At 72.5% G+C, this 22,990-nt stretch carries 18 protein-coding genes; 6 read left to right on the plus strand and 12 right to left on the minus strand.

Annotation, left to right across the window (positions count from 1 at the left end):
- Positions 1-31: 31 nt before the first annotated feature.
- From DQ241_RS12530 to DQ241_RS12565, 8 genes are all read right to left on the minus strand, one after another.
- The gene (locus DQ241_RS12530) at positions 32-811 is read right to left on the minus strand and encodes an electron transfer flavoprotein subunit beta/FixA family protein (RefSeq protein WP_113830544.1); all 780 of its coding nucleotides are present in this window, start codon (positions 809-811) and stop codon (positions 32-34) included.
- A 137-nt stretch (positions 812-948) separates the two neighbouring features.
- Positions 949-2,055: a PLP-dependent cysteine synthase family protein gene (locus DQ241_RS12535; RefSeq protein ID WP_113830545.1), complete on the minus strand. Its 1,107-nt coding sequence runs from the start codon at positions 2,053-2,055 to the stop codon at positions 949-951.
- A complete protein-coding gene (locus DQ241_RS12540; RefSeq protein ID WP_113830546.1) occupies positions 2,052-3,125 on the minus strand; it encodes an ABC transporter ATP-binding protein in 1,074 nt (357 codons plus the stop codon). Before DQ241_RS12540 ends, DQ241_RS12535 begins: the two co-directional genes overlap by 4 nt.
- Positions 3,122-4,009, minus strand: a complete 888-nt coding sequence (locus DQ241_RS12545) for an ABC transporter permease (protein ID WP_233492401.1) — start codon at positions 4,007-4,009, stop codon at positions 3,122-3,124. Before DQ241_RS12545 ends, DQ241_RS12540 begins: the two co-directional genes overlap by 4 nt.
- A complete protein-coding gene (locus DQ241_RS12550; RefSeq protein WP_233492402.1) occupies positions 4,006-4,785 on the minus strand; it encodes an ABC transporter permease subunit in 780 nt (259 codons plus the stop codon). Before DQ241_RS12550 ends, DQ241_RS12545 begins: the two co-directional genes overlap by 4 nt.
- Positions 4,786-4,910: 125 nt before the next feature.
- A complete protein-coding gene (locus DQ241_RS12555) occupies positions 4,911-6,056 on the minus strand; it encodes an extracellular solute-binding protein (protein WP_199584481.1) in 1,146 nt (381 codons plus the stop codon).
- Between the two features lie 145 nt (positions 6,057-6,201).
- Complete coding sequence (locus DQ241_RS12560; RefSeq protein WP_113830548.1) at positions 6,202-6,990, minus strand: enoyl-CoA hydratase/isomerase family protein; 789 nt, start codon at positions 6,988-6,990, stop codon at positions 6,202-6,204.
- A gap of 10 nt (positions 6,991-7,000) precedes the next feature.
- Positions 7,001-7,807 (minus strand): ABC transporter ATP-binding protein, encoded by an 807-nt coding sequence (locus DQ241_RS12565; protein ID WP_233492403.1) that lies wholly within the window; start codon positions 7,805-7,807, stop codon positions 7,001-7,003.
- Positions 7,808-7,877: 70 nt separating this feature from the next.
- Between DQ241_RS12565 and glgX the strand changes: the two genes are divergently transcribed.
- A complete protein-coding gene (gene glgX / locus DQ241_RS12570; RefSeq protein ID WP_113830550.1) occupies positions 7,878-10,010 on the plus strand; it encodes a glycogen debranching protein GlgX in 2,133 nt (710 codons plus the stop codon).
- A gap of 420 nt (positions 10,011-10,430) precedes the next feature.
- Here glgX and DQ241_RS12575 read toward each other — a convergent pair whose 3' ends face one another.
- Entirely contained in the window at positions 10,431-10,628 is a 198-nt protein-coding gene (locus tag DQ241_RS12575) for a hypothetical protein (RefSeq protein ID WP_113830551.1), read from the minus strand.
- A 986-nt stretch (positions 10,629-11,614) separates the two neighbouring features.
- Between DQ241_RS12575 and DQ241_RS12580 the strand changes: the two genes are divergently transcribed.
- Together DQ241_RS12580 and DQ241_RS20400 are read left to right on the plus strand one after the other, a co-directional pair.
- Positions 11,615-12,421, plus strand: coding sequence for a hypothetical protein (locus DQ241_RS12580; RefSeq protein ID WP_113830552.1), 807 nt, complete (start codon positions 11,615-11,617; stop codon positions 12,419-12,421).
- A gap of 91 nt (positions 12,422-12,512) precedes the next feature.
- The gene (locus DQ241_RS20400; protein WP_147252374.1) at positions 12,513-12,701 is read left to right on the plus strand and encodes a hypothetical protein; all 189 of its coding nucleotides are present in this window, start codon (positions 12,513-12,515) and stop codon (positions 12,699-12,701) included.
- Between the two features lie 122 nt (positions 12,702-12,823).
- On the opposite strand, the gene DQ241_RS12585 is transcribed toward DQ241_RS20400, so the two are convergent.
- The 3 genes from DQ241_RS12585 to glgP form a co-directional block, all read right to left on the minus strand.
- Positions 12,824-13,141 (minus strand): hypothetical protein, encoded by a 318-nt coding sequence (locus DQ241_RS12585; protein ID WP_113830553.1) that lies wholly within the window; start codon positions 13,139-13,141, stop codon positions 12,824-12,826.
- Between the two features lie 768 nt (positions 13,142-13,909).
- Complete coding sequence (locus DQ241_RS12590; protein ID WP_113830554.1) at positions 13,910-14,878, minus strand: FHA domain-containing protein; 969 nt, start codon at positions 14,876-14,878, stop codon at positions 13,910-13,912.
- Positions 14,879-15,001: 123 nt separating this feature from the next.
- Positions 15,002-17,551, minus strand: coding sequence for an alpha-glucan family phosphorylase (gene glgP / locus DQ241_RS12595; protein ID WP_113830555.1), 2,550 nt, complete (start codon positions 17,549-17,551; stop codon positions 15,002-15,004).
- A 137-nt stretch (positions 17,552-17,688) separates the two neighbouring features.
- On the opposite strand from glgP, the gene DQ241_RS12600 reads away from it, so the two are divergent.
- Genes DQ241_RS12600 through DQ241_RS12610 form a run of 3 tightly spaced genes read left to right on the plus strand, consistent with a single transcriptional unit; the run spans position 17,689 to position 22,971 of the window.
- Positions 17,689-19,719: an alpha-1,4-glucan--maltose-1-phosphate maltosyltransferase gene (locus DQ241_RS12600; protein WP_113830556.1), complete on the plus strand. Its 2,031-nt coding sequence runs from the start codon at positions 17,689-17,691 to the stop codon at positions 19,717-19,719.
- A gap of 52 nt (positions 19,720-19,771) precedes the next feature.
- A complete protein-coding gene (gene treS / locus DQ241_RS12605; protein ID WP_113830557.1) occupies positions 19,772-21,604 on the plus strand; it encodes a maltose alpha-D-glucosyltransferase in 1,833 nt (610 codons plus the stop codon).
- Positions 21,601-22,971 (plus strand): hypothetical protein, encoded by a 1,371-nt coding sequence (locus DQ241_RS12610; RefSeq protein ID WP_113830558.1) that lies wholly within the window; start codon positions 21,601-21,603, stop codon positions 22,969-22,971. Before treS ends, DQ241_RS12610 begins: the two co-directional genes overlap by 4 nt.
- Positions 22,972-22,990 lie beyond the last annotated feature (19 nt).

Raw genomic sequence — 22,990 nt, forward strand, 5'->3', positions numbered from 1 at the left:
GTTTCTCCTCTTCCTTCGATCCGGGCCGGGCTCAGACGATCTTCTGGCTGGCGAGGAAGTCGACGAACTTCTGCGCGCCGTCGCCCTCGTCGTTGACCTTGACGCCCTCGCCCTTCGGCGGGCGGCCGGCGAAGTCGAGCACCTGCGTGGTGGCGTTGGCCAGGCCCACGGTGGAGGCGTCGATGCCGAGGTCGGCCAGCGACTTGGTCTCGACCGGCTTCTTCTTGGCGGCCATGATCCCCTTGAACGAGGGGTAGCGCGGCTCGTTGATGGTGTCCCAGGTGGACACGATGGCGGGCAGCGGCGCCTCGACGGCCCAGTAGCCGCCGTCGGTCTGCCGCTCGATGCGGGCGACGCCGCCGTCGACGGTGAGCTTGCGCGCCCCGGACAGCTGCGGCAGGCCCAGGCGCTCGGCGAGCAGCGCCGGCATGACGCTCATCTGCGAGTCGGTCGCCTCGGCGCCGCACAGGACGAGGTCGTACTCGAGCTGCTGCAGCGCGGCGGCGAGCACCGCGCTGGTCTGGACGGCGTCCGAGCCGTGCATCGCCTCGTCGGAGACGTGCACCGCCTTGTCGGCGCCCATGGACAGCGCCTTGCGGATCGCGTCGGTGGCGCCGTCGGGACCGACGGTCAGGACGGTGACCTCACCGCCCTGCGCCTCCTTGATCGTGAGCGCCTCTTCGATGGCGTACTCGTCGATCTCGTTGAGGACGTTGTCCGCGGACGCGCGGGCGACGGTGTTGTCCGACGCGTCCAGCTTGCGCTCGCTGCCGGAGTCGGGGACCTGCTTGACCAGAACGACGATGTTCATCGCCAGACCTACCTCCGCGATGGGGTCATGGGGTGTGCGGGCGCGACGGCCCGCCTGCGCTCAGAAAGAGATCAGCACCGATCATGGAGGTTACTGGCCCGTAAAGCGGCCGGGATCCCGGGGATGGGTGAGGCCGGTCACGCGGGCGCCCGCCACTCCCCCGTCTCAGCGAAGACCCGCAGCGTGGCGGCGTACGGGGCGAGGTCGAGGCCCTGCTCGGCCACCCACCCGTCCGAGTAGTACGTGTGCGCGTACCGCTCGCCGCCGTCGCACAGCAGGGTGACGACGCTCCCCTGCCGCCCGGCCGCCACCATCTCGGCGACGAGGGACAGCGCACCCCAGAGGTTGGTGCCGGTGGAGCCGCCGGCCCGGCGGCCGGTCACCCGCTCGAGGTGGCGCATCGCGGCCAGCGAGGCGGCGTCCGGGACGCCGATCATCCGGTCGACGATCGTGGGCACGAACGACGGCTCGACCCGGGGCCGGCCGATGCCCTCGATCCGCGACGGCACGCCGGTCGTCCACCCCGGCTCCCCCGCGGCCCAGCCGGGCAGGAAAGCCGAGTTCTCCGGGTCGACGACGGCCAGCCGGGTGGGGTGCCGCCGGTAGCGCAGGTACCGGCCGATCGTGGCGCTGGTGCCCCCGGTGCCGGCGCCGACGACGACCCACTCGGGCACCGGGTGCCGCTCGGCGGAGAGCTGCTCGAAGATCGACTCGGCGATGTTGTTGTTGCCGCGCCAGTCGGTCGCCCGCTCGGCGAAGGAGAACTGGTCGAGGTAGTGCCCGCCGCACTCGGCGGCCAGCCGCCGGGCCGCCTCGTACATGTCCGGCGGGTTGTCCACGAAGGAGCACCGGCCGCCGTGGAACTCGATGAGCGCCACCTTCTCGGGGCTGGTCGAGCGCGGCATGACCGCGACGAACGGCAGGCCGAGCATCCGTGCGAAGTACGCCTCGCTCACCGCCGTCGAGCCGCTGGACGCCTCGACGACCGTGCTGCCCTCGGTGATCTGCCCCGAGCACAGGCCGTAGAGGAACAGCGAGCGGGCCAGCCGGTGCTTGAGGCTGCCGGTGGGGTGGGTCGACTCGTCCTTGAGGTAGAGGTCGACCCCCCACTCGGGCGGCAGCGGGTAGACCAGCAGGTGCGTGTCCGCGCTGCGCCGCGCGTCCGCCTCGACGACGGCGACCGCGCGGTCCACCCAGGCCCGTCCCGCGGGGTCGGAGCGGTCGACGTCGACGACCGGGCTCACGCCGGTTCCGCCGGGACCACGAGCACCGGGCGCTCGGCGGGGGTCACGGTCACGGGCGATCCGGGGCCCAGGTCCCGGCTGTCGGCGCTGGGCAGGTCGACCCGCACCTCGACGCCGCCGGGCAGGGCCACGAGCAGCCGGGTGACCGCCCCGGAGAACGTGCGGGTCACCACCCGTGCCGCGCCGTCCGGGGTGACGGTGAACGCCTCGGGGCGGACCAGGGCCTCGACCGGCCCGGCCGGCGCGGACCCGGCGACCGGCCGGCGCACCCCCAGCACCTCGACCTCGCCGCCGGACAGCGTGGCCGGCAACCGGTTCATCGTGCCGACGAACTCCGCCACGAACGCCGTCGCCGGCCGCTCGTACAGGTCGTCGGGGCTCGCCACCTGCTCGAGCCGGCCCGCGCGCATGACGCCCACCCGGTCGGCCACCGAGAGCGCCTCGGCCTGGTCGTGGGTGACGAACACGGTGGTGATGCCGAGGTCGAGCTGGATCCGCCGGATCTCCTCGCGCAGCTGCACCCGCACCTGGGCGTCGAGCGCCGACAGCGGCTCGTCGAGCAGCAGCACCTGCGGCGCGACGGCCAGGGCGCGGGCCAGCGCCACGCGCTGCTGCTGGCCGCCGGAGAGCTGGTGCGGGTAGCGGTCGCCGCGGTCGGCCAGGCCGACGAGCTCCAGGAGCTCCGCGGCGCGGCCGATCTGCTCGGCCTTGCCGCGCCGGCGCACCCGCAGCCCGAAGGCGACGTTCTCGGCGACGGTCAGGTTCGGGAACAGGCTGTAGGCCTGGAAGACCATGCCCATGTCCCGCTTGTTCGGCGGCACGTCGGTGACGTCTCGCCCGTCGACCAGCACCCGACCGGCGTCCGGCTGGTCGAAGCCGGCGATCGCCCGCAGGGCCGTCGTCTTGCCGCAACCCGACGGACCGAGCAGGGCCAGGAACTCGCCGCCGGCGACGTCGAGGTCCAGCCCGTCGAGGGCGACGACGGAGCCGTAGCGGCGGGTCAGCCCCTCGAGATGCACGGCGACGCCGGGCCGCGCCGGGGCGTCCACGCGAGCGGGGGCGGTGGTCATGAGCTCTCCTTCGTGCCCCGGCGCCGGTCGAGCGCCGAGATGAGCAGCAGCAGCAGCCAGGTGACGACGAGCGACAGCACCGACACCGCGACCGACAGCTGCGCCTGGGACCCCGAGATCCGCACGATCCAGGTGGGGAAGGTCTCGAAGCCGAGGATGGAGGCGACGGTGAACTCGCCGAGCACGAGGGCCACGGTGAGGAACGCCGCGTTGAGCACCGAGGTGCGCAGGACCGGCAGGACGACCGACCCGAGCACCCGCGGCCACGAGGCGCCGAGGTTGCGGGCGGCCTCGGTGAGGGTGCGCAGGTCCGAGCCGCGCACGCCGGCGTCCAGGGCGCGGTAGACGAACGGCAGCGCCAGGACGACGTAGACCAGCACGAGGATCCACGGCAGGGACGGGCGCTGGAGCGCGAACATCGCCTCGGCGACCGGGGTGCCGTAGAAGTAGTCCGGCGCCCAGGCCAGCACGCTGCGGACACCCACGACCAGCGCGATCGGGGGCAGCACCAGCGGCGCGAGCGTCAGCAGCTCCACCGCCGTGCGCAGCTTCGGGAGCCGGAGCTCCACGAGCACCACGGTCGGCACCATGAGCAGCAGCGCCAGGACGACGGTCAGGCCGGCCAGCAGCAGCGAGCGGCCGAACGCCTCGGCGAAGCCCTCGGCGCCGGGGATCGCGCCGTACACGCGGCCGGTGACCCCGCCGTCGACCCGGTCGCGGACCGTGTACCAGACCGAGGCCCCGATCGGGACGAGGAAGTAGACGCCGAGGACCAGCAGGACGGCGAACCGCCAGGCCCCGGAGCCACGCCGGCGCGAGGGCCGCGCGGGGGTCCCGGGAGCCACGCCGCCGGCACCGGCGACGCTCTCCGCGAGCGCGGTCACGACAGCCACCGCTGGGTGCGCTTCTGCACCCAGGCGTAGAAGGCCATGACCAGGCCGACCAGCAGCACCATGCCCAGCGCCAGCGCCTTGCCCAGGTTCTCGGCGCCCACGACGACGTTGCTCGACAGCGCGTCGGCGATCTGCAGGGTGACCAGCGGGACGCTGCTGCCCACCAGCGCCTTCGCGGTGGCGTAGGCGGCGAAGGCGGAGGCGAAGAGCAGCATCGTCGCGCCGAGGACCGGGGGCAGGAGCACCGGCCCGCCGACGTGCCGCCAGTACTGCCAGCCGGTGGCGCCCAGGTTGTCGGCGGCCTCCCGCCACTGCGGGCGCAGCGCCTCGAGCGCCGGGACGATGGTGAGCACCATCAGCGGGATCAGGAAGTAGAGGTAGACCACCGCCAGGCCGGTCATGGACTGGAGCGTGAACCCGCCCAGCCCGATCCCGAGGGTGTCGGACAGGAAGGCGGTGACCACGCCCTGCCCGCCGATCGTCGCGAGGAAGGCGAAGGCCAGCGGGACGCCGCCGAAGTTGGCCAGCACGCCCGAGGCGGTGAGCACCAGGCGGCGCAGCAACCGGCCGCGCCGGGCGCGCAGGATCGCGACGGCCAGCGCCAGCCCCAGGACGGCGCCGAGCACCGCGGTGATCGCCGACAGCTGCAGGCTGCCCAGGTAGGCGCGGCGGTAGGGCCCCTCGGTGATCGCGGTGATCGAACCGGTCGACCAGGTCTCCTCGAAGGTGACCGGGTCGGTGGCCCGGAAGGCCTCGACGGCCAGCACCCCGATGGGCAGCAGCAGGAAGACGCCGACGTAGAGGAAGAACGGCAGCGCCCCCAGGACGGTGAGCAGCCGCCCGCGCCGACCCCTGCGTCGAGGGGCCGGCGCGACCGGTGCTGCGGTGGTGCTCAGCCCGAGATCTCCGCGTTCCAGCGCTCGTTGACGACCTGCTTGGCGGCCGTCTCCTGCTCCTCGGTCGGGAACTCCGCGGAGCCCTCGACGGTGGGGAGCTTGGCCAGCGCGTCGGCGTCGGCGGTCCCGGCGTCCTCCATGGCGGGCAGGCGGACGGGGCGGGCGCCGCCCTTCAGCCAGATGTTCTGGCCCTCGTCGCTGTACAGGAACTCCTGCCAGAGACGGGCGGCCGCCGGGTGCGGGGCGAACTTGCTGATGGCCTGGCTGTAGTAGCTGCCGAACAGCCCGTCCGAGGGGACGGCGACCTCCCACGTCGTGCCGGCGGACGCGAGGTCCTCGGTGTAGGACGCGTTGAGGTAGTCCCAGTCGAGGACGATCGGGGTCTCGCCGCTGTCGATGGTCGCGGGGGTGCTCTCGACCGGGTTGAAGTTGCCGGCGTCCTTCAGCTCGGCGAAGAAGTCGATGCCCGGGCCGATGTCGTCCAGGCTGCCGCCGTTGGACAGCGCGGCCGCCCAGACGCCGCCGAAGGCCGCGGCGGCCTGGGTCGGGTTGCCGTTGAGCGCGACCTGGCCGGCGTAGCGCGGGTCGAGCAGCTCCTCGAAGCTCGTCGGGCACTTCCCGACGATGGTGGCGTTGCAGCCGATCGACAGGTAGCCGCCGTAGTCGTTGAACCAGTGGCCGTCGGCGTCCTTCTGGCCTTCGGGGATGTCGTCCCACGTCTCGACCTTGTACGGCGCGAGCAGGTCCTGGCCCTGCGCCTGGCGGGCGAACGCCGTCCCGAGGTCGAGGACGTCGGGCGCCCGGTCCTGGCCGCGCTGGCTCTCGACGGCGTTCAGCTCGTCCTGGCTCGATCCGTCGGGGCTGGCCGAGTTGATCTCGATGTCGTACTTCTCGCTGAAGGTCTCGAGCATCTCGCCGTAGTTCGCCCAGTCCGGGGGCAGCGCGATGACGTTGAGCTCGCCCTCGGCCTTCGCCGCCTCGACGAGCGCGTCCATGCCGCCGCCGTCCTCCGCCGAGGTCGCGGTGGCCCAGTCCGAACCGCTGCCGCCGGAGCCGCTGCCGCCGTCGTCGGAGCCGCAGGCGGTCAGCGTCATTCCGGCCGTCACGACCGCGACCGCGGCCCGCAGGGTGGTGCGTCGCACTAGTCCTCCTGGTGTGGTGCCGCCCTCGCCCGTGGACCGGATGGCCCCGGGCGGGCGGCCTCGCGCATTGTGGCGGACCCGAGCGGTCCGCGCCGGGTACTCCTGCATGACGGTCGGATGACCGTTCGGCGACGGACCGCCCGGTTCAGCGACCGGCGAACCGGGCCTTGCCGGGACCGTTCTCCAGGAAGGAGCTCATCCCGGTCTTCTGGTCCTCGGTGTCGAACAGCTCGGCGAACAGCCGGCTCTCCAGGTCCAGGCCCTGGTCCAGCGGCAGGTCCAGCCCCTCGTCGATGGCCCGCTTGGCGGCGGCGAGGGCCAGCGGCGGGCCGGCGGCGAACTTCTTCGCCATGGCGACGGCGGTCGAGTACACCTCGTCGTCGGGGACGACGGCGTCGGCCAGACCGATCTCCAGCGCCTCCTCGGCGGCGACGTGCCGGCCGGTGAAGACGAGGTCCTTGGCCTTGGCCGGCCCCACCAGGCGGGCCAGCCGCTGGGTGCCACCGGCGCCCGGGATGACGCCGAGCAGGATCTCCGGCTGGCCGATCTTGGCGCTGGCGCCGAGCACCCGGAAGTCGGCGCACAGCGCGAGCTCGTAGCCGCCACCGAGCGCGTAGCCGGTGACCGCGGCGATGACCGGCTTCGGGACCCGGGCCACCGCGCGGAAGGAGTCCTGCAGCTCGCGGCCCCAGGCGACCATGCTCGAGCCGGTCAGCTGCGACATGGCCTTGATGTCGGCGCCGGCGGCGAACACCCGCTCCCCGCCGTAGAGGACGACGGCACGCACGTCGGCGCGTTCCGCCGCCTCCAGGGCCGCGGCACGCACCTCGCGGTGCAGCTGCTCGTCGATCGCGTTCATCTTCGGGCGGTCGAGGCGGACGGTGCCCACCCCGTCCTCGACCTGCAGGGTCACGAACTCGGGCGTCGATGCCATGCCCGGCACCTTAACGAGCGCGGCGGGCGGTGAACCGGCCGTCGGTGCGGGTCAGGTCCAGGGCCAGCCCGAAGGTGTCCGACAGCGTGCCGGCGGTGAGGACGTCGTCGAACGCGCCGGAGGCCACCACCTCGCCGCCGCGCAGCAGCAGCGCGTGCGTGTAGCCCGGCGGGATCTCCTCGACGTGGTGCGTGACCAGCACCTGCGCCGGGGCGTAGTGGTACCGGGCGAGGTCGGACAGCCGGGAGACGAGGTCCTCGCGCCCGCCCAGGTCCAGGCCCGCGCCGGGCTCGTCGAGCAGCAGCAGCTCGGGGTCCGGCATGAGCGCGCGGGCGATCTGGGCCCGCTTGCGCTCGCCCTCGCTGAGGGTGCCGAAGGGCCGGTGCGCGTACTGCGCCACGCCCCACTGCTCCATGAGCATCCCGGCGCGGGTCAGGTCGTGGACGTCGTAGCGCTCCCGCCAGCGGCCGACGACGGCGTACCCGGCCGAGACGACGATGTCGCCGGTCGTCTCCGCCGGCGGGATGCGCTGCGCCAGCGACGCGCTGGTGATCCCGATGCGGGGCCGCAGCTCGAAGACGTCGACCGCGCCGAGCGTCTCGCCCAGCAGCCGCACCTCCCCGCGGGTCGGGTGCAGCTGCGCGCCGGCCAGCTGCATCAGCGTGGTCTTCCCGGCGCCGTTGGGCCCGAGCACCACCCAGCGGTGGTCGGCCTCGACCCGCCAGTCGATCCCGCGCAGCAGGTGGTTGTCACCCCGCACGACATCGACACCGGTCATCCGGACGACCGCCCCCTGGGCGGGCTCTGGGCTCGACACGGGCCCATCCAACCAACCCGCCGCGGCGCACCTGCACGCCCATCCGCGATCCGCTTGGCACGATCGGGCGGTGATCGAGCACCCGGTCGCCGAGGTCCTGCCCGGCTCCCCCACCCCGCTCGGCGCGCACTGGGACGGCACGGGCACGAACTTCGCCCTCTGGTCGGCCGGGGCGCACGCCGTGGACCTCTGCCTGTTCGACGCCGACGGCACCGAGCACCGGCAGCCGCTGACCGAGACCACGCACCAGGTGTGGCACGGCCGGCTGGCCGGCATCGGGCCCGGCCAGCACTACGGGTACCGGGTGCACGGCCCCTGGGACCCCTCCTCGGGGCAGCGGTTCAACCCCGCCAAGCTGCTGCTCGACCCGTACGCCCGGGCCGTCGACGGCGACGTCCGGCTGGACCCCGCGCTGTTCGCCTACGCCGACTCCCCCGACGGCGGCGCCCCCGACGGACGGGACTCCGCGCCGGTCGTGCCGCGCGGCGTCGTCGTCCACGACACCTTCCCGTGGGACGGCGACCGGCCGCTGCGCACCTCCTGGTCGGACACCGTCATCTACGAGGTGCACGTCAAGGGCGCGACCGCCCGGCACCCCGACGTCCCGCCGCACCTGCGCGGCACCTACGCGGGCCTGGCCCACCCGGCCTTCGTCGAGCACCTGCGCTCCCTCGGCGTCACCGCCGTCGAGCTGCTGCCGGTGCACCACTTCGTCAGCGAGCCGCACCTGCTCCGCCGTGGCCTGACCAACTACTGGGGCTACAACACCCTCGGCTACTTCGCCCCGCACGCCGCCTACAGCTCCGCCGGCGGCGCGGGCGGCCAGGTGACCGAGTTCAAGACGATGGTCAAGGCGCTGCACGCCGCGGGCATCGAGGTCATCCTCGACGTCGTCTACAACCACACCGCCGAGGGCGACCACACCGGCCCGACGCTGTCGCTCAAGGGCATCGACAACCCCGGCTACTACCGGCTCGACGGGATGAACCCGGCCAGGTACACCGACTACACCGGCTGCGGGAACACCCTCGACGTCCGCCGCCCCGCCGTCCTGGCGCTGCTCATGGACTCGCTGCGGTACTGGGTCACCGAGATGCACGTCGACGGCTTCCGCTTCGACCTCGCCTCGGCGCTCGCCCGCTCGATGCACGACGTCGACCGGCTGTCGGCGTTCTTCGACGTCGTCCACCAGGACCCGGTGGTCAGCACCGTGAAGCTGATCGCCGAGCCGTGGGACGTCGGGCCGGGCGGCTACCAGGTGGGCAACTTCCCGCCGCCGTGGACGGAGTGGAACGGCAAGTACCGCGACACCGTCCGCGACGTGTGGGCCGGCGCGAAGGTCGGCGTCCGCGACCTCGCCTACCGGCTGACCGGGTCGTCGGACCTCTACCGCTCCGACGGCCGGCGCCCGTTCGCCTCCATCAACTTCGTCACCGCGCACGACGGCTTCACGATGGCCGACCTGGTCGCCTACGAGCACAAGCGCAACGAGGCCAACGGCGAGGACAACCGGGACGGCGAGAGCCACAACCGGAACTGGAACTGCGGCGTCGAGGGGCCGACCGGCGACCCCGAGATCGTGGCGCTGCGCGAGCGGCAGGTGCGCAACCTGCTGGCCACGCTGCTGCTGTCCACCGGGGTGCCGATGCTGACCGCCGGCGACGAGCTCGGCCGCACGCAGCTGGGCAACAACAACGCCTACTGCCAGGACAACGAGCTGTCGTGGCTGGACTGGTCGCGGGTCGACGGTGACCTGCGCGAGTTCGTGACGACGCTGCTGCGGCTGCGCCGCTCCTCGCCCGTGCTGCGGCAGGAGGCGTTCTTCGAGGGGCACGAGATCCCCGGCTCGGGTGGCACCCGCGACCTCGCCTGGTTCTCACCCGCGGGCGTGCAGCTGACCAGCGCCGACTGGTTCGACGGCGAGCTGCAGACGATCGGCATGTACCTCGACGGCCGCGGCATCCGGCACCGCGACGCGTACGGGCGGCCGGTGGTGGACGACTCGTTCCTGGTGCAGCTCAACGCCGGCGCCGAGCCGGTGCCGGTGACGCTGCCCGGCCCGCCGTGGGCGGACGGCTACGAGCTGGTCGTCTCCACCGAGTACCCGACCGGGACGCCGCCCGAGCCGGCGTTCGTCGCACCCGGCGAGCTGGAGCTCCCGGCCCGCTGCGTGTGGGCGCTCCGGGTCCTGCGCCGCCCCTGAGATCAGCTGCCGGGAATGCGGAGGCGGCGGTCGTGCCCCGGCCCGCCCTCGGTCACTTGCTCACGACGAGTCTGTCCATCCTGGCGGGCTCGCCCCGCAGTTGCGCGGGCGGTCACCGGGCCGAACACCGTCGTCCTGCAGGTGCGGGAGGGGGCCAGTGAGGCGCGACGGCACCGTTGCGCTGGTAGTGGCGACTCTGACGGACGTCCCGTCGCTCCCCAGCGCACTGTGCGGCGATCAGGCACCCCGATTCGACCGGAGCGCACTCGACAGCGAGCGGGCCGACCACGGCGAGCGACTGCGAGCGCGGCGGGTGTGCAGTTGATGCTTGGCGGTCGACCAGTGCCCGCAGCGCGTGTGACGGGCGCCTCGGATCGGTGACGGACGGCGGGCGAGGTCATACCTCGCCCCGCCGTCGGTTCACTTCGCGGCGGACTGCTCCGTGGTCGCGTCGATCCACTTCTCGGGGGCGTACGCGGCGATGGTGTCGTAGCCCCCGCCGTTCCACTTCAGCACCAGCAGGTGCCCGTTCGCGATGTCGATGTGGTTCGCCTCGGCGTGCGTGACCTTGATGTGATTCCCTGCGCTGGTGCGGGTCGTCCGAACCGTGACTGCCATGCGCTTTCCTTCGTCCGCCCTGCGCCTCGGGCGGCACAGGTTCCGCGCGACACTGTCTCGCACGGGTCCGACAAGTCGCGGCCGCGTCCGAGCGCGTCCCTGGCGCGCGCTCGCGCGTAGGGCACGACCGCCCGCCCACCGCGAGCGGGTGGCCACTGCCTCGACCTGCACGCCCGGGCCCGGTCGGTCCGTGACGTGGCCGCCGAACGGGGGGGGCACCCCCCAACCGGGCGGCGAAGCTGCTCGGTTGGGGGCAGCGCCGCCACGCCTGCCCAGCAACTCGATGAGCTACGCGCGAGTCCGAACTGCGGCTCAATCAGGTCGCGCGGGTGTACGGCGACCCACTCGGCGACGACGACTCGAAAGTGCGCCTCGCCGGGGCGAACGGCCTGCTGACCGTCGAACGCGACCGGGCACGACTGCTGGGCACCCGGCAGATGCCACCACAAGAGGCCTGGCCATGCGCACCGTCCTGACCGACCACATCGCGCCGCAGCGACGGCCGAACAGGCCCGCGAGGACGCGGACGAGGCGTACCGCGATGTCCGGCCCGAGCGCCGTCGGCCGCGTCGCGAGGGCGCGTCCGCTGACCGGCTCGCCGCCGCGTCGCAGGCGGTCGAGGTCGTCCGCGCCCAACTGCGCGCGGCGGCGGGTCGTCCTACCTGTCCGAGCCCTGGCGCGCGCTTCCCGGCGGACGGAGTGGGGCGCGCCCCGGCGACCGTCGACCAGCCCGGCCCCGAGTTAGTCGAGCTGCTGACCAAGCGCCGCCCGGCGGCGACCGGCGGTCCCGCTCGGCGAGACCGCCGACGCGCTCGCGGACGAGTGGACGGCCGGGGCGAAGGCATGGGCGAAGCTCAACCGGTCACCCGCGCGCGATCAGAGGCGCAGCGGTCTAATCGACGAGACGCGGGTCACCCTCCCGTCAGCCTGCTTGCATACGACACCTAGTCTCACGGGTCGTTGTAGTGCTGTAACGAGGAGCGTGCGTGGTCCGGGTCTCAACGATCATGAAGATCTTGGGCTACTTGATCGGTGCCTTCGCCGCAGTCGCGGCCGGGTTGCAGGCGGCGAACGTCTGGAAGCTGACCGGCAAGACGCTCGTCGTCCTGGTGGTGGGGGCCGCGGTGGTCACCCTGATCTCGCAGCTAGCAGGGCTGTGGGGCACGCGCCGCAAGGCCCGCCGGGAACGATTGCAGCAGGACGTCCGCGACAGCCTCTTCACCATGTTCTTGAACGTGTTGGAGGACTCCAAGGCGCGCCCGGAAACGCTCGGCTTCGCCGCGTACGAGGTCCGACGGCGCTGGATCTGGCAGTGGCCCTCGTACAGCAAGGCGGACGGTTGGTCATGGCGCCTTCCCCTCCCCTGGCGGGAAGTGCTGTGGCGGCTCGACCGACATCAGGCTCACGACCGACACGACGCCTCCGAGACCGTGTGGCGTCCCGGGATGGGCATCATCGGTCTCTGCGTCGCGCGGGGCGATCTGGTCAGAGCTGACGTGGCCGACACGTGGGCAGACTGGGCCGACTGCTCCCCGGAAGAGTGGGCTCAAGCCCCGGAGGACGTTCGACAGGGCTTCACGTTCGCAGAGTTCCAGGCCCGTCGCTCGAAGGCCCGCGTCGTCTGGGCGCTGCCAATCATCCGGGAGGGAAGTAACGGAAGATCGAAGGTTCTCGGCTGCGTTGCACTCGATGGTGCGGCCGGAGATCTTCCGCGGTTCGACAAGAACTCCGCCCACACGCGCCGACACTTAAAGGACGCAAGCTCTGCGATCGGTAACTGCCTGGCTCGCTAGCGGCATGACACCCCCACCGGGGGCGAGATCCACTGGTGGGCCACAGCCGAGCAGGTTAAGTTCGGCCCACGGAGAGCCAAGGGAGCCCCATATGGCCATGACCCACAACAGCACCCACAAGCGACAGACCACCAGCACCGGGCGAGTCCGTTCCACCGGCAAGTACGGCGTTCTCTCCGAGCACGTGAAGATCCCGAAGCAGCCTTCGACATCTTTCGTCACGAAGCTTCGCAAGGTCGGCGCTGGCGAGGGAACGATCCGCCGGGTAACCGGCAAGTAGACGAGACGAAGGGCCCCTACCGCTCGGTAGGGGCCCTTCGCGCACCCCGGGTCAGCGAGAGCAACGCCGACCGTGTCGGGCGCAGTGGCGCCGCTCCCGTCCCGGCGAGTGCAGCGAGACGGTCAGCAGAGCGTGGACGACGGCGCACTGACGGTCGGGGTCGAGCACCGACCACACCGCCCGCACATCCCCGGCAGACTGAGCACGTCGGCCCGGCCGCTGTCGGCCATGCACGCCTCGACGTCGGCCAGGTCGGCAGGCAACCGCGCGGATGCCGTGCGAACCGCCTCGCGGGTCAGCGTGCCGTCAGCCAGCAGGTCGGCGAGCTGGCCGAGCCGCGCCCGCTTCGCTGCCGCCTCGGACCGCTGCGCGGCGACGTCGGGGCGGACGGTGTCGATCAGCACTTCAGCGGCGTCGGGGCGGGACAGTCGCGACACCACCAGCTCACCGCCTCATGCCTCGATCGGCTCGGCGGACCGGGCCAGGTGGCGGGACACCGAGTACTTCAGCGTGCGGACGCCATGCTGCGTGGCTCCCGGTGCTGCAGGGTGCCCCCCAAGCCACGCACCGGGAAAGCCCGAAAAGGAAGTGGGAACGCCGGGTGTCTTGGGTGGTGCGCGAGGCGCCGCCCAACTCGATGACAGCGCGGAACGTCTCTTCCCCGACGACGCCCGCTCTGCTCCCCGAGCCGACCACCTGTCACGCCCGCCCGCTCCCCGAGCGGGTCGCTCGCCGCCCGGCGTACCGAGGGCTGGTCAGGACGTACCGCACCCGTCGGGCTGTCAGGGGCGCCGGGGGTGTGGTCAGCCAGGCGCTTTCCAGTCCCGGGCTACGGTCCGCAGGGGGCACCGGCGAGCACCGCGTCGAAGGCGCAGTCGCCGCCGAGCCTCGTCCGGGTGCGGCGCGACCTTGTCGGCCTGCCAGCCGAGCGGCCGGGGACCGGTGGGCGGTCGCCCCAGCACGGCCCGCTGCGCGCTGGCGAGGAGCTGGCGCTCGGTGCGTCGCGCGATTGTCGGCGCGGGGGACGGCGCCGAGGACGCGGCCGACGAGACGTCCCGAGTCGGTCGAGAGGTCGACGTCCCTCGAGGCGGTGGCGCACCGAACGCCGATTCGCTCCTCCAGACGAGCGAGCAAGTGCGCTGATGCCCTGTTCCAGGACTCGGAACGGGGCATCGGCGCACAGCGTCTGCCGGGAACGGCGGGCGGAGCTACTCCGGGGACTGCTCGAAGGTGATGACGGTCCAGCCGAGCAGCAGGCGGTCGCCGTCGGAGAGCACGTGCGGCACGCCGGGCTCCAGCTGGGTCCACTCGGTGGCCTCCGGGCCGGCGACGTGCGTGCCGTTGAGCGAGCCCAGGTCGACGAGGGACACCTCGCTGCCCGAGCGGGTCAGCGCGGCGTGCGCCGAGGAGAGGACGTTCTGGGTGTCGGCGATCGGCACCGGGCGGGCGCCGCCGTTGGTCACCATCTCGTGGTTGTCGGGACGCCGACCCAGCACGAGGTCCTCGTCGACGGTGACCACCAGGCCGTCGTCGAAGCGGAGCACCGGAGCGGGTGCCGCGTCGGGCCGCCAGAACGCGGTCTGCTCGCCGGAGTCCGGCGCCGCGGCGACCGAGGCCCGGCTCGAGCCGAAGCCGGCGTCCGAGGACGCGCTGAACGGCGACGAGGACGAGGAAGAGGAGGACGACGGCGCGGAGACCGGCGTGGCGCCGGCCGGCGCGGGCGCGGCGACCTGCAGCAGCGCGCCCGACCCGGGCACGGTGCCCTCGACCAGGTCGAAGGAGACACCGGCCGCCGACGACGACGGGGCCGCGCCGGGGCCCACGTAGAGCGTGCGCCCCAGCGAGAACCCGGTGGCGAGGGTGCCGCCGTCGACCGACGAACCGGAGACCGGCACCCCGTCGACGGCGGGCTGGCCCTTGCCGGACCAGAGGGCGACACCGGTGCCCGCGCCGGTGTCGGCGAGGACGAGGGCGTAGGAGGCCGAACCCGAGGCGAGCGAGCTCACCTGGGCGGCCACGGCCGACAGCACCCGGTCGGCACCGGGGCCGGAGACGCCCAGGCAGGCGTGCAGGGCCGCGACGAGTGCGGGCGAACCGGGAGCGTCGACCCACAGCAGGCCACCGTCGCGGCGGGCGACGACGGCATCTCCAGGGAGGACTTCACAGCGGTCGGGCATGACGGCCAGCCTAGTGACCCGAAGCCGGGTTCGGCGCCCGCGTGCCACCGCCACGCCGTGCCCGCACGAGGTCACACACGATCACTGGGGCGCGCGTGGCTTGAGAGTCTCAAGCGATCCGGATCAGGCCGTCGTCACCACGCCCAGCTCGGCCGGATCGGCCAGGTACGCCGAGTGCGGGAGCACGCGCACGGTGTAGCCGAACGCGCCCGTCCGCTCCAGCGGGACGGTCGCCGTGAACCAGTGCCGGGAGCCGTCGGTCTGCTCGTGGGTCATCGGCACCGTGGTCACGTCGTGCAGCCCGTCGGCGTCGTCCACCCGGCCGTAGGCGGCCTGCACCTGGACGTCGTCCGGCGCGAGCCCCGGGAGCTCGACCTCGGCGCGCAGCGCCAGCGTCGACCCGATCTCCGGGGTGTCGCCGGCGCCGGTGGCCTCGACGTGGGCCACGCGGACGGTCGACCAGTGCTGCAGCAGGTGCGCCCGCCAGGTGGCCTCCGAGCGGGCCGGTGCGTAGCCGTCGGCCGCCATGGCCCGGGCGGAGCCGGCGGCGGGCACGTAGAGCGCCTGCACGTAGTCGCGCACCATGCGGGTGGCCAGCACCTTGGGGCCGGTCTCGCGCAGCGTGTGCCGCACCATCTCCACCCAGCGGCCGGGCACGCCGTCGCGGTCGCGCTCGTAGAACCGCGGCAGCACCTGGTTGTCGAGCAGGTCGTAGATGGCCCGCGCCTCGACCTCGTCGCGCCGGTCGGCGTCGCTGACGCCGTCGGCGGTGGGGATGGCCCAGCCGTTCTGGCCGTCGAACCACTCGTCCCACCACCCGTCGCGGATGGAGAGGTTCAGCCCACCGTTCAGCGCGGCCTTCATGCCCGAGGTGCCACAGGCCTCCAGCGGGCGCAGCGGGTTGTTCAGCCAGACGTCGCAGCCCCAGTAGAGGTACCGGGCCATGCCGATGTCGTAGCCCGGCAGGAACGCGATCCGGTGGCGGATCTCCGGGTCGTCGGCGAAGGCGACCATCTGCTGGATGAGCTTCTTGCCGCCGTCGTCGGCCGGGTGGCTCTTGCCGGCGATGACCAGCTGGATCGGCCGCTCGGGGTCCAGCAGCAGCGCCTTGAGCCGGGCGGGGTCGCGCAGCATCAGGGTCAGCCGCTTGTAGGACGGCACCCGGCGGGCGAACCCGATGGTGAGGACGTCGGGGTCGAACGCGCTGTCGGTCCAGCCGACCTCGGCCTCGGTGGCGCCGCGGGACAGCGCGGTCTCCCGCAGCCGCCGCCGCACCTCGTCCACCAGCCGGCCGCGCAGCAGCCGGCGGGTGGTCCACAGGTCACCGGCCGGGATCCGGTCGACGCCGTCGAAGTGCACCGGGCCGGCGACGTCGACCGGGTCGCCCTGGCTGGTCGTCTGGGTGCCCATCTCGACCAGCTCGCGGGCGGTCCAGGTGGGGGCGTGCACGCCGTTGGTGATGGAGCCGATCGGCACGTCGGCCTCGTCGAACCCGGGCCACAGGTCGCGGAACATGCCGCGGCTGACGTGCCCGTGCAGCTGGCTCACGCCGTTGGCCCGCTGGCCGAGCCGCAGCCCCATGTGCGCCATGTTGTACTTCGCCGGGTCCTCCTCGGCACCCAGCGCGAGCATCTCCTGCAGCGGCACGCCGAAGCCGGCGAAGTAGCGCTCGATGAGCGACCTCGGGAACCGGTCGATGCCGGCCGGCACCGGGGTGTGGGTGGTGAAGACGGTGCCGGCGCGGACGGCCTGCAGCGCCTCGGCGAAGGCCAGCCCGTGCGACTCCATGAGCTCCCGGATCCGCTCCAGCCCGAGGAACCCGGCGTGGCCCTCGTTGGCGTGGAAGACCTCGGGGGCCGGCGTGCCGGTCAGCGCGCAGTAGGCGCGCAGGGCCCGGACGCCGCCGATGCCGAGCAGCATCTCCTGGCGCAGGCGGTGGTCCTCGTCGCCGCCGTAGAGCCGGTCGGTGACCCCGCGCTCGGCCGGCGCGTTCTCCTCGATGTCGCTGTCGAGCAGCAGCAGCGACACCCGGCCGACCTGCACCCTCCACACGTGCGCGTGCAGGGTGCGCCCCTCGGGGAGCGGCACGGTGATGACGACGGCGGAGCCGTCGGGCTGGCGCAGCAGCTTGACCGGCAGGCCGTGCGGGTCCAGCGACGGGTAGTGCTCCAGCTGCCAGCCGTCGGCCGAGAGCCCCTGCGCGAAGTAGCCGGCGCGGTAGAGGAGGCCCACGCCCACCAGCGGGACGCCGAGGTCGGAGGCGGCCTTGAGGTGGTCGCCGGCGAGGATGCCGAGGCCGCCGGAGTACTGCGGCAGCACCTCGGTGATGCCGAACTCGGCGGAGAAGTAGGCGATCGTCCGCGGCGCCTCGTCGCCCAGCGACTGGTACCAGCGCGGCGTGCCGAGGTACTCCTCGAGGTCGTCGACGGCGTCCTGCAGCCGCCGGACGAAGCGGCGGTCGCCGGCCAGCTGCGCCAGCCGCTCGGCCGACACCTCGCCCAGCGCGCGCACCGGGTCACCGCCGCAGGTGCGCCACAGCTCCGGGTCCAGCGCCTCGAACAGGTCGCGGGTCTCCGGGTGCCACGACCAGCGCAGGTTGGTCACCAGCTGCGACAGCGGCAGGAGCGGGTCGGGCAGGGCGGCGCGGACGGTGAACCGGCGGAGTGCTCGCACCGGACGAGACTAACCAGCCTCGCCCGTTCCACCAGGGGTTCCGCGGAGGGGGCCGCGCACCACCGTCCCCACCCGTCCCACCCGGACGGGTGCTCGCCGAAGTGCCCGTGGCCCGCGACCTCGATAGCGTTGCGGCGATGACTGGCCGCGCTGACCTCCGCCTCGGCATCTCCGATGTCGCCCCCGTCGTGTCCTGCGGGTCCTTCTCGGCCCGTGCGGTCGTCGGCGAGCACCTGCCGATCACCGCCACGGTGTTCCGCGAGGGCCACGACGCCGTCGCCGCCGACGTGGTCTGGACCGACCCCGACGGCAAGCCGGGCCCGCTGAACCGCATGTCGCGGTTCGGCGAGGAGCCCGACCGCTGGATCACCACCGTGGTCCCCGACCGCGAGGGCCGCTGGACCTTCCGCGTCGAGGCGTGGAGCGATCCGCTGGAGACCTGGAAGCACGCCGTCGAGGTGAAGGTCGAGGCCGGGCAGGGCCCCGACGAGCTGGCCAACGACCTGGAGGAGGGCGCCCGCCTGCTCGACCGGGTCGCCGCCGAGGCCGGCGACGACTGGCGCGGCCGGGTCGAGGCCGCGGCCGCGGCCCTGCGCGACACCTCGCAGGAGCTGACCGTCCGCATCGCACCGGCCCTAGCTGCCGGGCTGCAGCGCTACCTGCACGAGCACCCGGTGCGCGAGCTGGTCACCCCCTCCCCCGACTACGAGGTGTGGGTCGACCGGCCGCGGGCCCTCTACGGCTCCTGGTACGAGTTCTTCCCGCGCTCGGAGGGGGCCGTCGTCGGCGGCGCGCCCACGCACGGCACCTTCCAGACCGCGGCCGACCGGCTGCCTGCGATCGCCGACATGGGCTTCGACGTCGTCTACCTGCCGCCGATCCACCCGATCGGCAAGGTCAACCGCAAGGGCCCGAACTCGCCGCAGTTCCCCGGCGGCAACCCCTCCGACGTCGGCCCCGACGACGTCGGCTCCCCGTGGGCCATCGGCAGCGACGAGGGCGGCCACGACGCCGTCCACCCGCAGCTCGGCACGCTCGAGGACTTCGAGGCGTTCGTCGCCCGCACCCGCGAGCTGGGCATGGAGGTCGCGCTCGACCTCGCCCTGCAGGCTGCGCCGGACCACCCGTGGGTCGAGGCGCACCCGGAGTGGTTCACCACCAAGCCCGACGGCACGATCGCCTACGCGGAGAACCCGCCGAAGAAGTACCAGGACATCTACCCGGTCAACTTCGACAACGACCCCGAGGGCATCTACGCCGAGGTGCTGCGCGTGGTGCGGCACTGGATGGCCGCGGGCGTGCGGATCTTCCGCGTGGACAACCCGCACACCAAGCCGCTGAACTTCTGGCACTGGCTGATCTGGGAGGTCAAGAGGACCGACCCCGACGTGCTGTTCCTGGCCGAGGCGTTCACCCGGCCGGCGATGATGCACCAGCTGGCGCGGATCGGGTTCACCCAGTCCTACACGTACTTCACGTGGCGGACCGAGCGGGGCGAGCTCGAGGAGTACGGCCGCGAGCTGGCCTCCAACGCGCACTACATGCGGCCCAACTTCTTCGTGAACACCCCGGACATCCTCCACGAGTCGCTGCAGTTCGGCGGCCCGCCGATGTTCAAGATCCGGGCCGTGCTGGCGGCGATGATGAGCCCCACGTGGGGCGTCTACTCCGGCTTCGAGCTGTTCGAGCACGTGGCGGTCAAGCCGGGCAGCGAGGAGTACTACGACAGCGAGAAGTACCGGTTGCGGCCGCGCGACTGGGCCGGCGCGGAGGCCTCCGGCCGGAGCCTGGCGCCGTACCTGCGCCGGCTCAACGAGATCCGCCGGGCGCACCCCGCGCTGCAGCAGCTGCGCACGCTGCGCTTCCACCCGGTCGACAACCCGAACCTGCTGTGCTTCACGAAGACCGATCCGGGCTCGGACGACGCCGTCCTCGTCGTCGTCAACCTGTCCAGCCGCGACCGGCAGATCGGGACGACGTCGCTGGACCTGCCGTCGCTGGGGCTGGACTGGCACGAGCGGTTCGCGGTGACCGACGAGATCACCGGCGACCGCTACGACTGGGGCCAGTTCAACTACGTCGAGCTCGACCCGTTCCGCGAGCCGGCGCACGTCTTCGCGATCTCCTTCCCGCGGCCGGTGCAGTTCCCGCCGTCGGTCGGCGAGTGACCGCCCCTTCCCCCTGCACACACGCGATCCCGAGCGAGGGCAGTCCCCACCCATGACCGTTCCCGTCCCCGACTCCTCCCCCCGCTCCACGCTGCCGCCGCCCGGCACCGACCCCGAGTGGTACAAGCGCGCGGTCTTCTACGAGGTCCTCGTGCGCGGGTTCGCCGACAGCAACGCCGACGGGGTCGGCGACCTGCGGGGCATGATCGACAAGCTCGACTACCTGCAGTGGCTGGGCGTCGACTGCCTCTGGCTGCCGCCGTTCTTCGCCTCGCCGCTGCGCGACGGCGGGTACGACGTCAGCGACTACACCGCGGTGCTGCCCGAGTTCGGCGACATCGAGGACTTCAAGGAGTTCCTCGACGAGGCCCACGCCCGCGGCATGCGCGTGATCATCGACTTCGTCATGAACCACACCTCGGACCAGCACCCCTGGTTCCAGGCCAGCCGCAGCGACCCCGAGGGCCCCTACGGCGACTTCTACGTGTGGGCCGACGACGACACCGGCTACGCCGACGCGCGGATCATCTTCGTCGACACCGAGAGCTCGAACTGGACCTTCGACCCGGTGCGCAAGCAGTACTTCTGGCACCGGTTCTTCAGCCACCAGCCCGACCTGAACTTCGAGAACCCCAAGGTGCAGGAGGCGATCATCGACGCCCTGCGCTTCTGGCTGGACATGGGCATCGACGGTTTTCGCCTCGACGCCGTGCCCTACCTGTTCGAGGAGGAGGGCACCAACTGCGAGAACCTCCCGCGCACCCACGAGTTCCTCAAGCAGGTCCGCAAGATCGTCGACGCGGACTACCCGGACCGGGTGCTGCTGTGCGAGGCCAACCAGTGGCCGGCCGACGTCGTCGAGTACTTCGGCGAGAACGGCGACGAGTGCCAGATGGCGTTCCACTTCCCCGTGATGCCGCGCCTGTTCATGGCCGTGCGGCGGGAGCAGCGCTTCCCGATCTCGGAGATCATGGCCCAGACGCCGGACATCCCCGACAACTGCCAGTGGGGCGTCTTCCTCCGCAACCACGACGAGCTGACCCTCGAGATGGTCACCGACGAGGAACGCGACTACATGTGGGGCGAGTACGCCAAGGACCCCCGCATGAAGGCCAACATCGGGATCCGCCGCCGGCTGGCCCCGCTGCTGGACAACGACGTCAACACCCTCGAGCTGTTCAACGCGCTGCTGCTGTCGCTGCCCGGGTCGCCGGTCCTCTACTACGGCGACGAGATCGGCATGGGCGACAACATCTGGCTCGGTGACCGCGACGGCGTCCGGACGCCGATGCAGTGGACCCCCGACCGCAACGGCGGCTTCTCCACCGCCGACCCGCAGCGGATGTACCTGCCGCTCAACGCCGACCCGGTCTACGGCTACCAGGTCACCAACGTCGAGTCGCAGCTGCGCAACACGACCTCGCTGCTGCACTGGATCCGCCGGATGATCCAGGTGCGCAACCAGCACCCGACGTTCGGCCTGGGCACGTTCGAGGAGATCGGCTCGCGCAACCCGACGGTGCTGTCGTTCGTCCGCCGCTTCGGCGACGACGTCGTGCTGTGCGTGAACAACCTGTCGCGCTTCCCGCAGCCGGTGGAGCTGGACCTGCGCCAGTTCGAGGGCTACACGCCGATCGAGCTCACCGGCCGGGTCGAGTTCCCGCAGATCGGCGTCCTGCCCTACATGCTCACCCTCGCCGGGCACGGCTTCTACTGGTTCGAGCTGGCCAAGCCGGCCGAACCGGAGCCGGAGGAGGTCGAGGACTGGGAGACCACCGGCTCCAGCGCCGTCGCCGACTCGCTGCTGGCCGGCGGCATCGTGAGCGACGCCGAGGAGACCGTCGGCGACAACCGCCCTGAGCCCGACGCGGAGGAGAACCGATGACGGCGCTGGCCGACCTGCTGCGCGAGTGGATGCCCGGCCAGCGGTGGTTCGGGAGCAAGGGCCGGGAGTGGGCCGGGATCTCCGAGGAGGGCTTCTTCCTCGACCGCGGCGAGCCGGTCCTCTCCGTGCACCGGGTGACGGTCAGCTACGCCGACGGCGGGTCGGAGACCTACCTGGTGCCGCTGTCGTGGCGCGACCACGCCGTCGAGGACCTGTCCGCGGCGTTCGTGGGCTCGGTGACCAACGACGGGCGGGAGTCCTTCGCCTACGACGCGATGCGCGACCGCGACGCCACCACCCCGTGGCTCATCCACCTGGTCAACGCCTCGACCGTCGGCCCGATGCACTTCCACCCCGCCGGCGTCGCCTACATCCCGGAGGGGCTGCCTGGCGACATCGTGTCCACCGAGCAGAGCAACACCTCCCTGGTCTACGGCCAGGAGGCGATCTTCAAGCTGTTCCGCCGGCTGGAGCCGGGTCTCAACCCCGACGTCGAGATCCACGACGCGCTCCGCCGCACCGAGAACGAGCACATCGCGCCGCTCCTGGGGCACATCGAGATCGACGACCCCGACCCGGCCGAGCCGCCGGCGACGGTCGCGATGCTGCAGACCTTCGTGCCCAACGCCAGCGACGGCTGGCGGCTGGCCACCGCCAGCGTGCGGGACCTGTACGCCGAGGGCGATCTGCACGCCGACGAGGTCGGTGGCGACTTCGCCGCGGACAGCGAGCGGCTGGGCGCGGCGACCGCCTCGGTGCACAACGACATGGCCAAGGTGCTGCCGACCGAGCCCGCCGACCGCGACTGGTACGCGACGGTCGCCCGGCAGATGGGCGAACGGCTGGACGCCGCGATCGAGATCGTCCCGCAGCTGGCCGAGCACGCCGACGGGATCCGCCGGATCTACGCCGCCGTCGCCGGGAGCACCGAGCCGGTCGTCCGGCAGCGGGTCCACGGCGACCTGCACCTCGGTCAGGTCCTGCGCACGGCGACCGGCTGGATCGTGCTCGACTTCGAGGGCGAGCCGGCCCGCCCGCTGGCCGCCCGGCGCGAGCTGGACAGCCCACTGCGCGACGTGGCCGGCATGCTGCGCAGCTTCGACTACGCCGCCCGCCACATGCTGGTCGAGCAGCCCGACGACCCGCAGCGCGCCTACCGGGCGCAGGAGTGGGCGGAGCGCAACCGCGCGGCGTACTGCACCGGCTACTCGAACGCCAGCGGCATCGACCCGTGCGGTGGATCACCACTCCTTCGGGCGTTCGAGGCCGACAAGGCGGTTTACGAGTGCGTCTACGAGGCACGCAACCGTCCGCACTGGCTGATGATCCCGCTGAACTCGTTGTCCCGGCTGACCGGCCAGGACTGACGCGCGGACCAGGCAGACC

Source organism: Blastococcus sp. TF02A-30 (assembly GCF_003319185.1).
GTDB lineage: Bacteria > Actinomycetota > Actinomycetes > Mycobacteriales > Geodermatophilaceae > Blastococcus.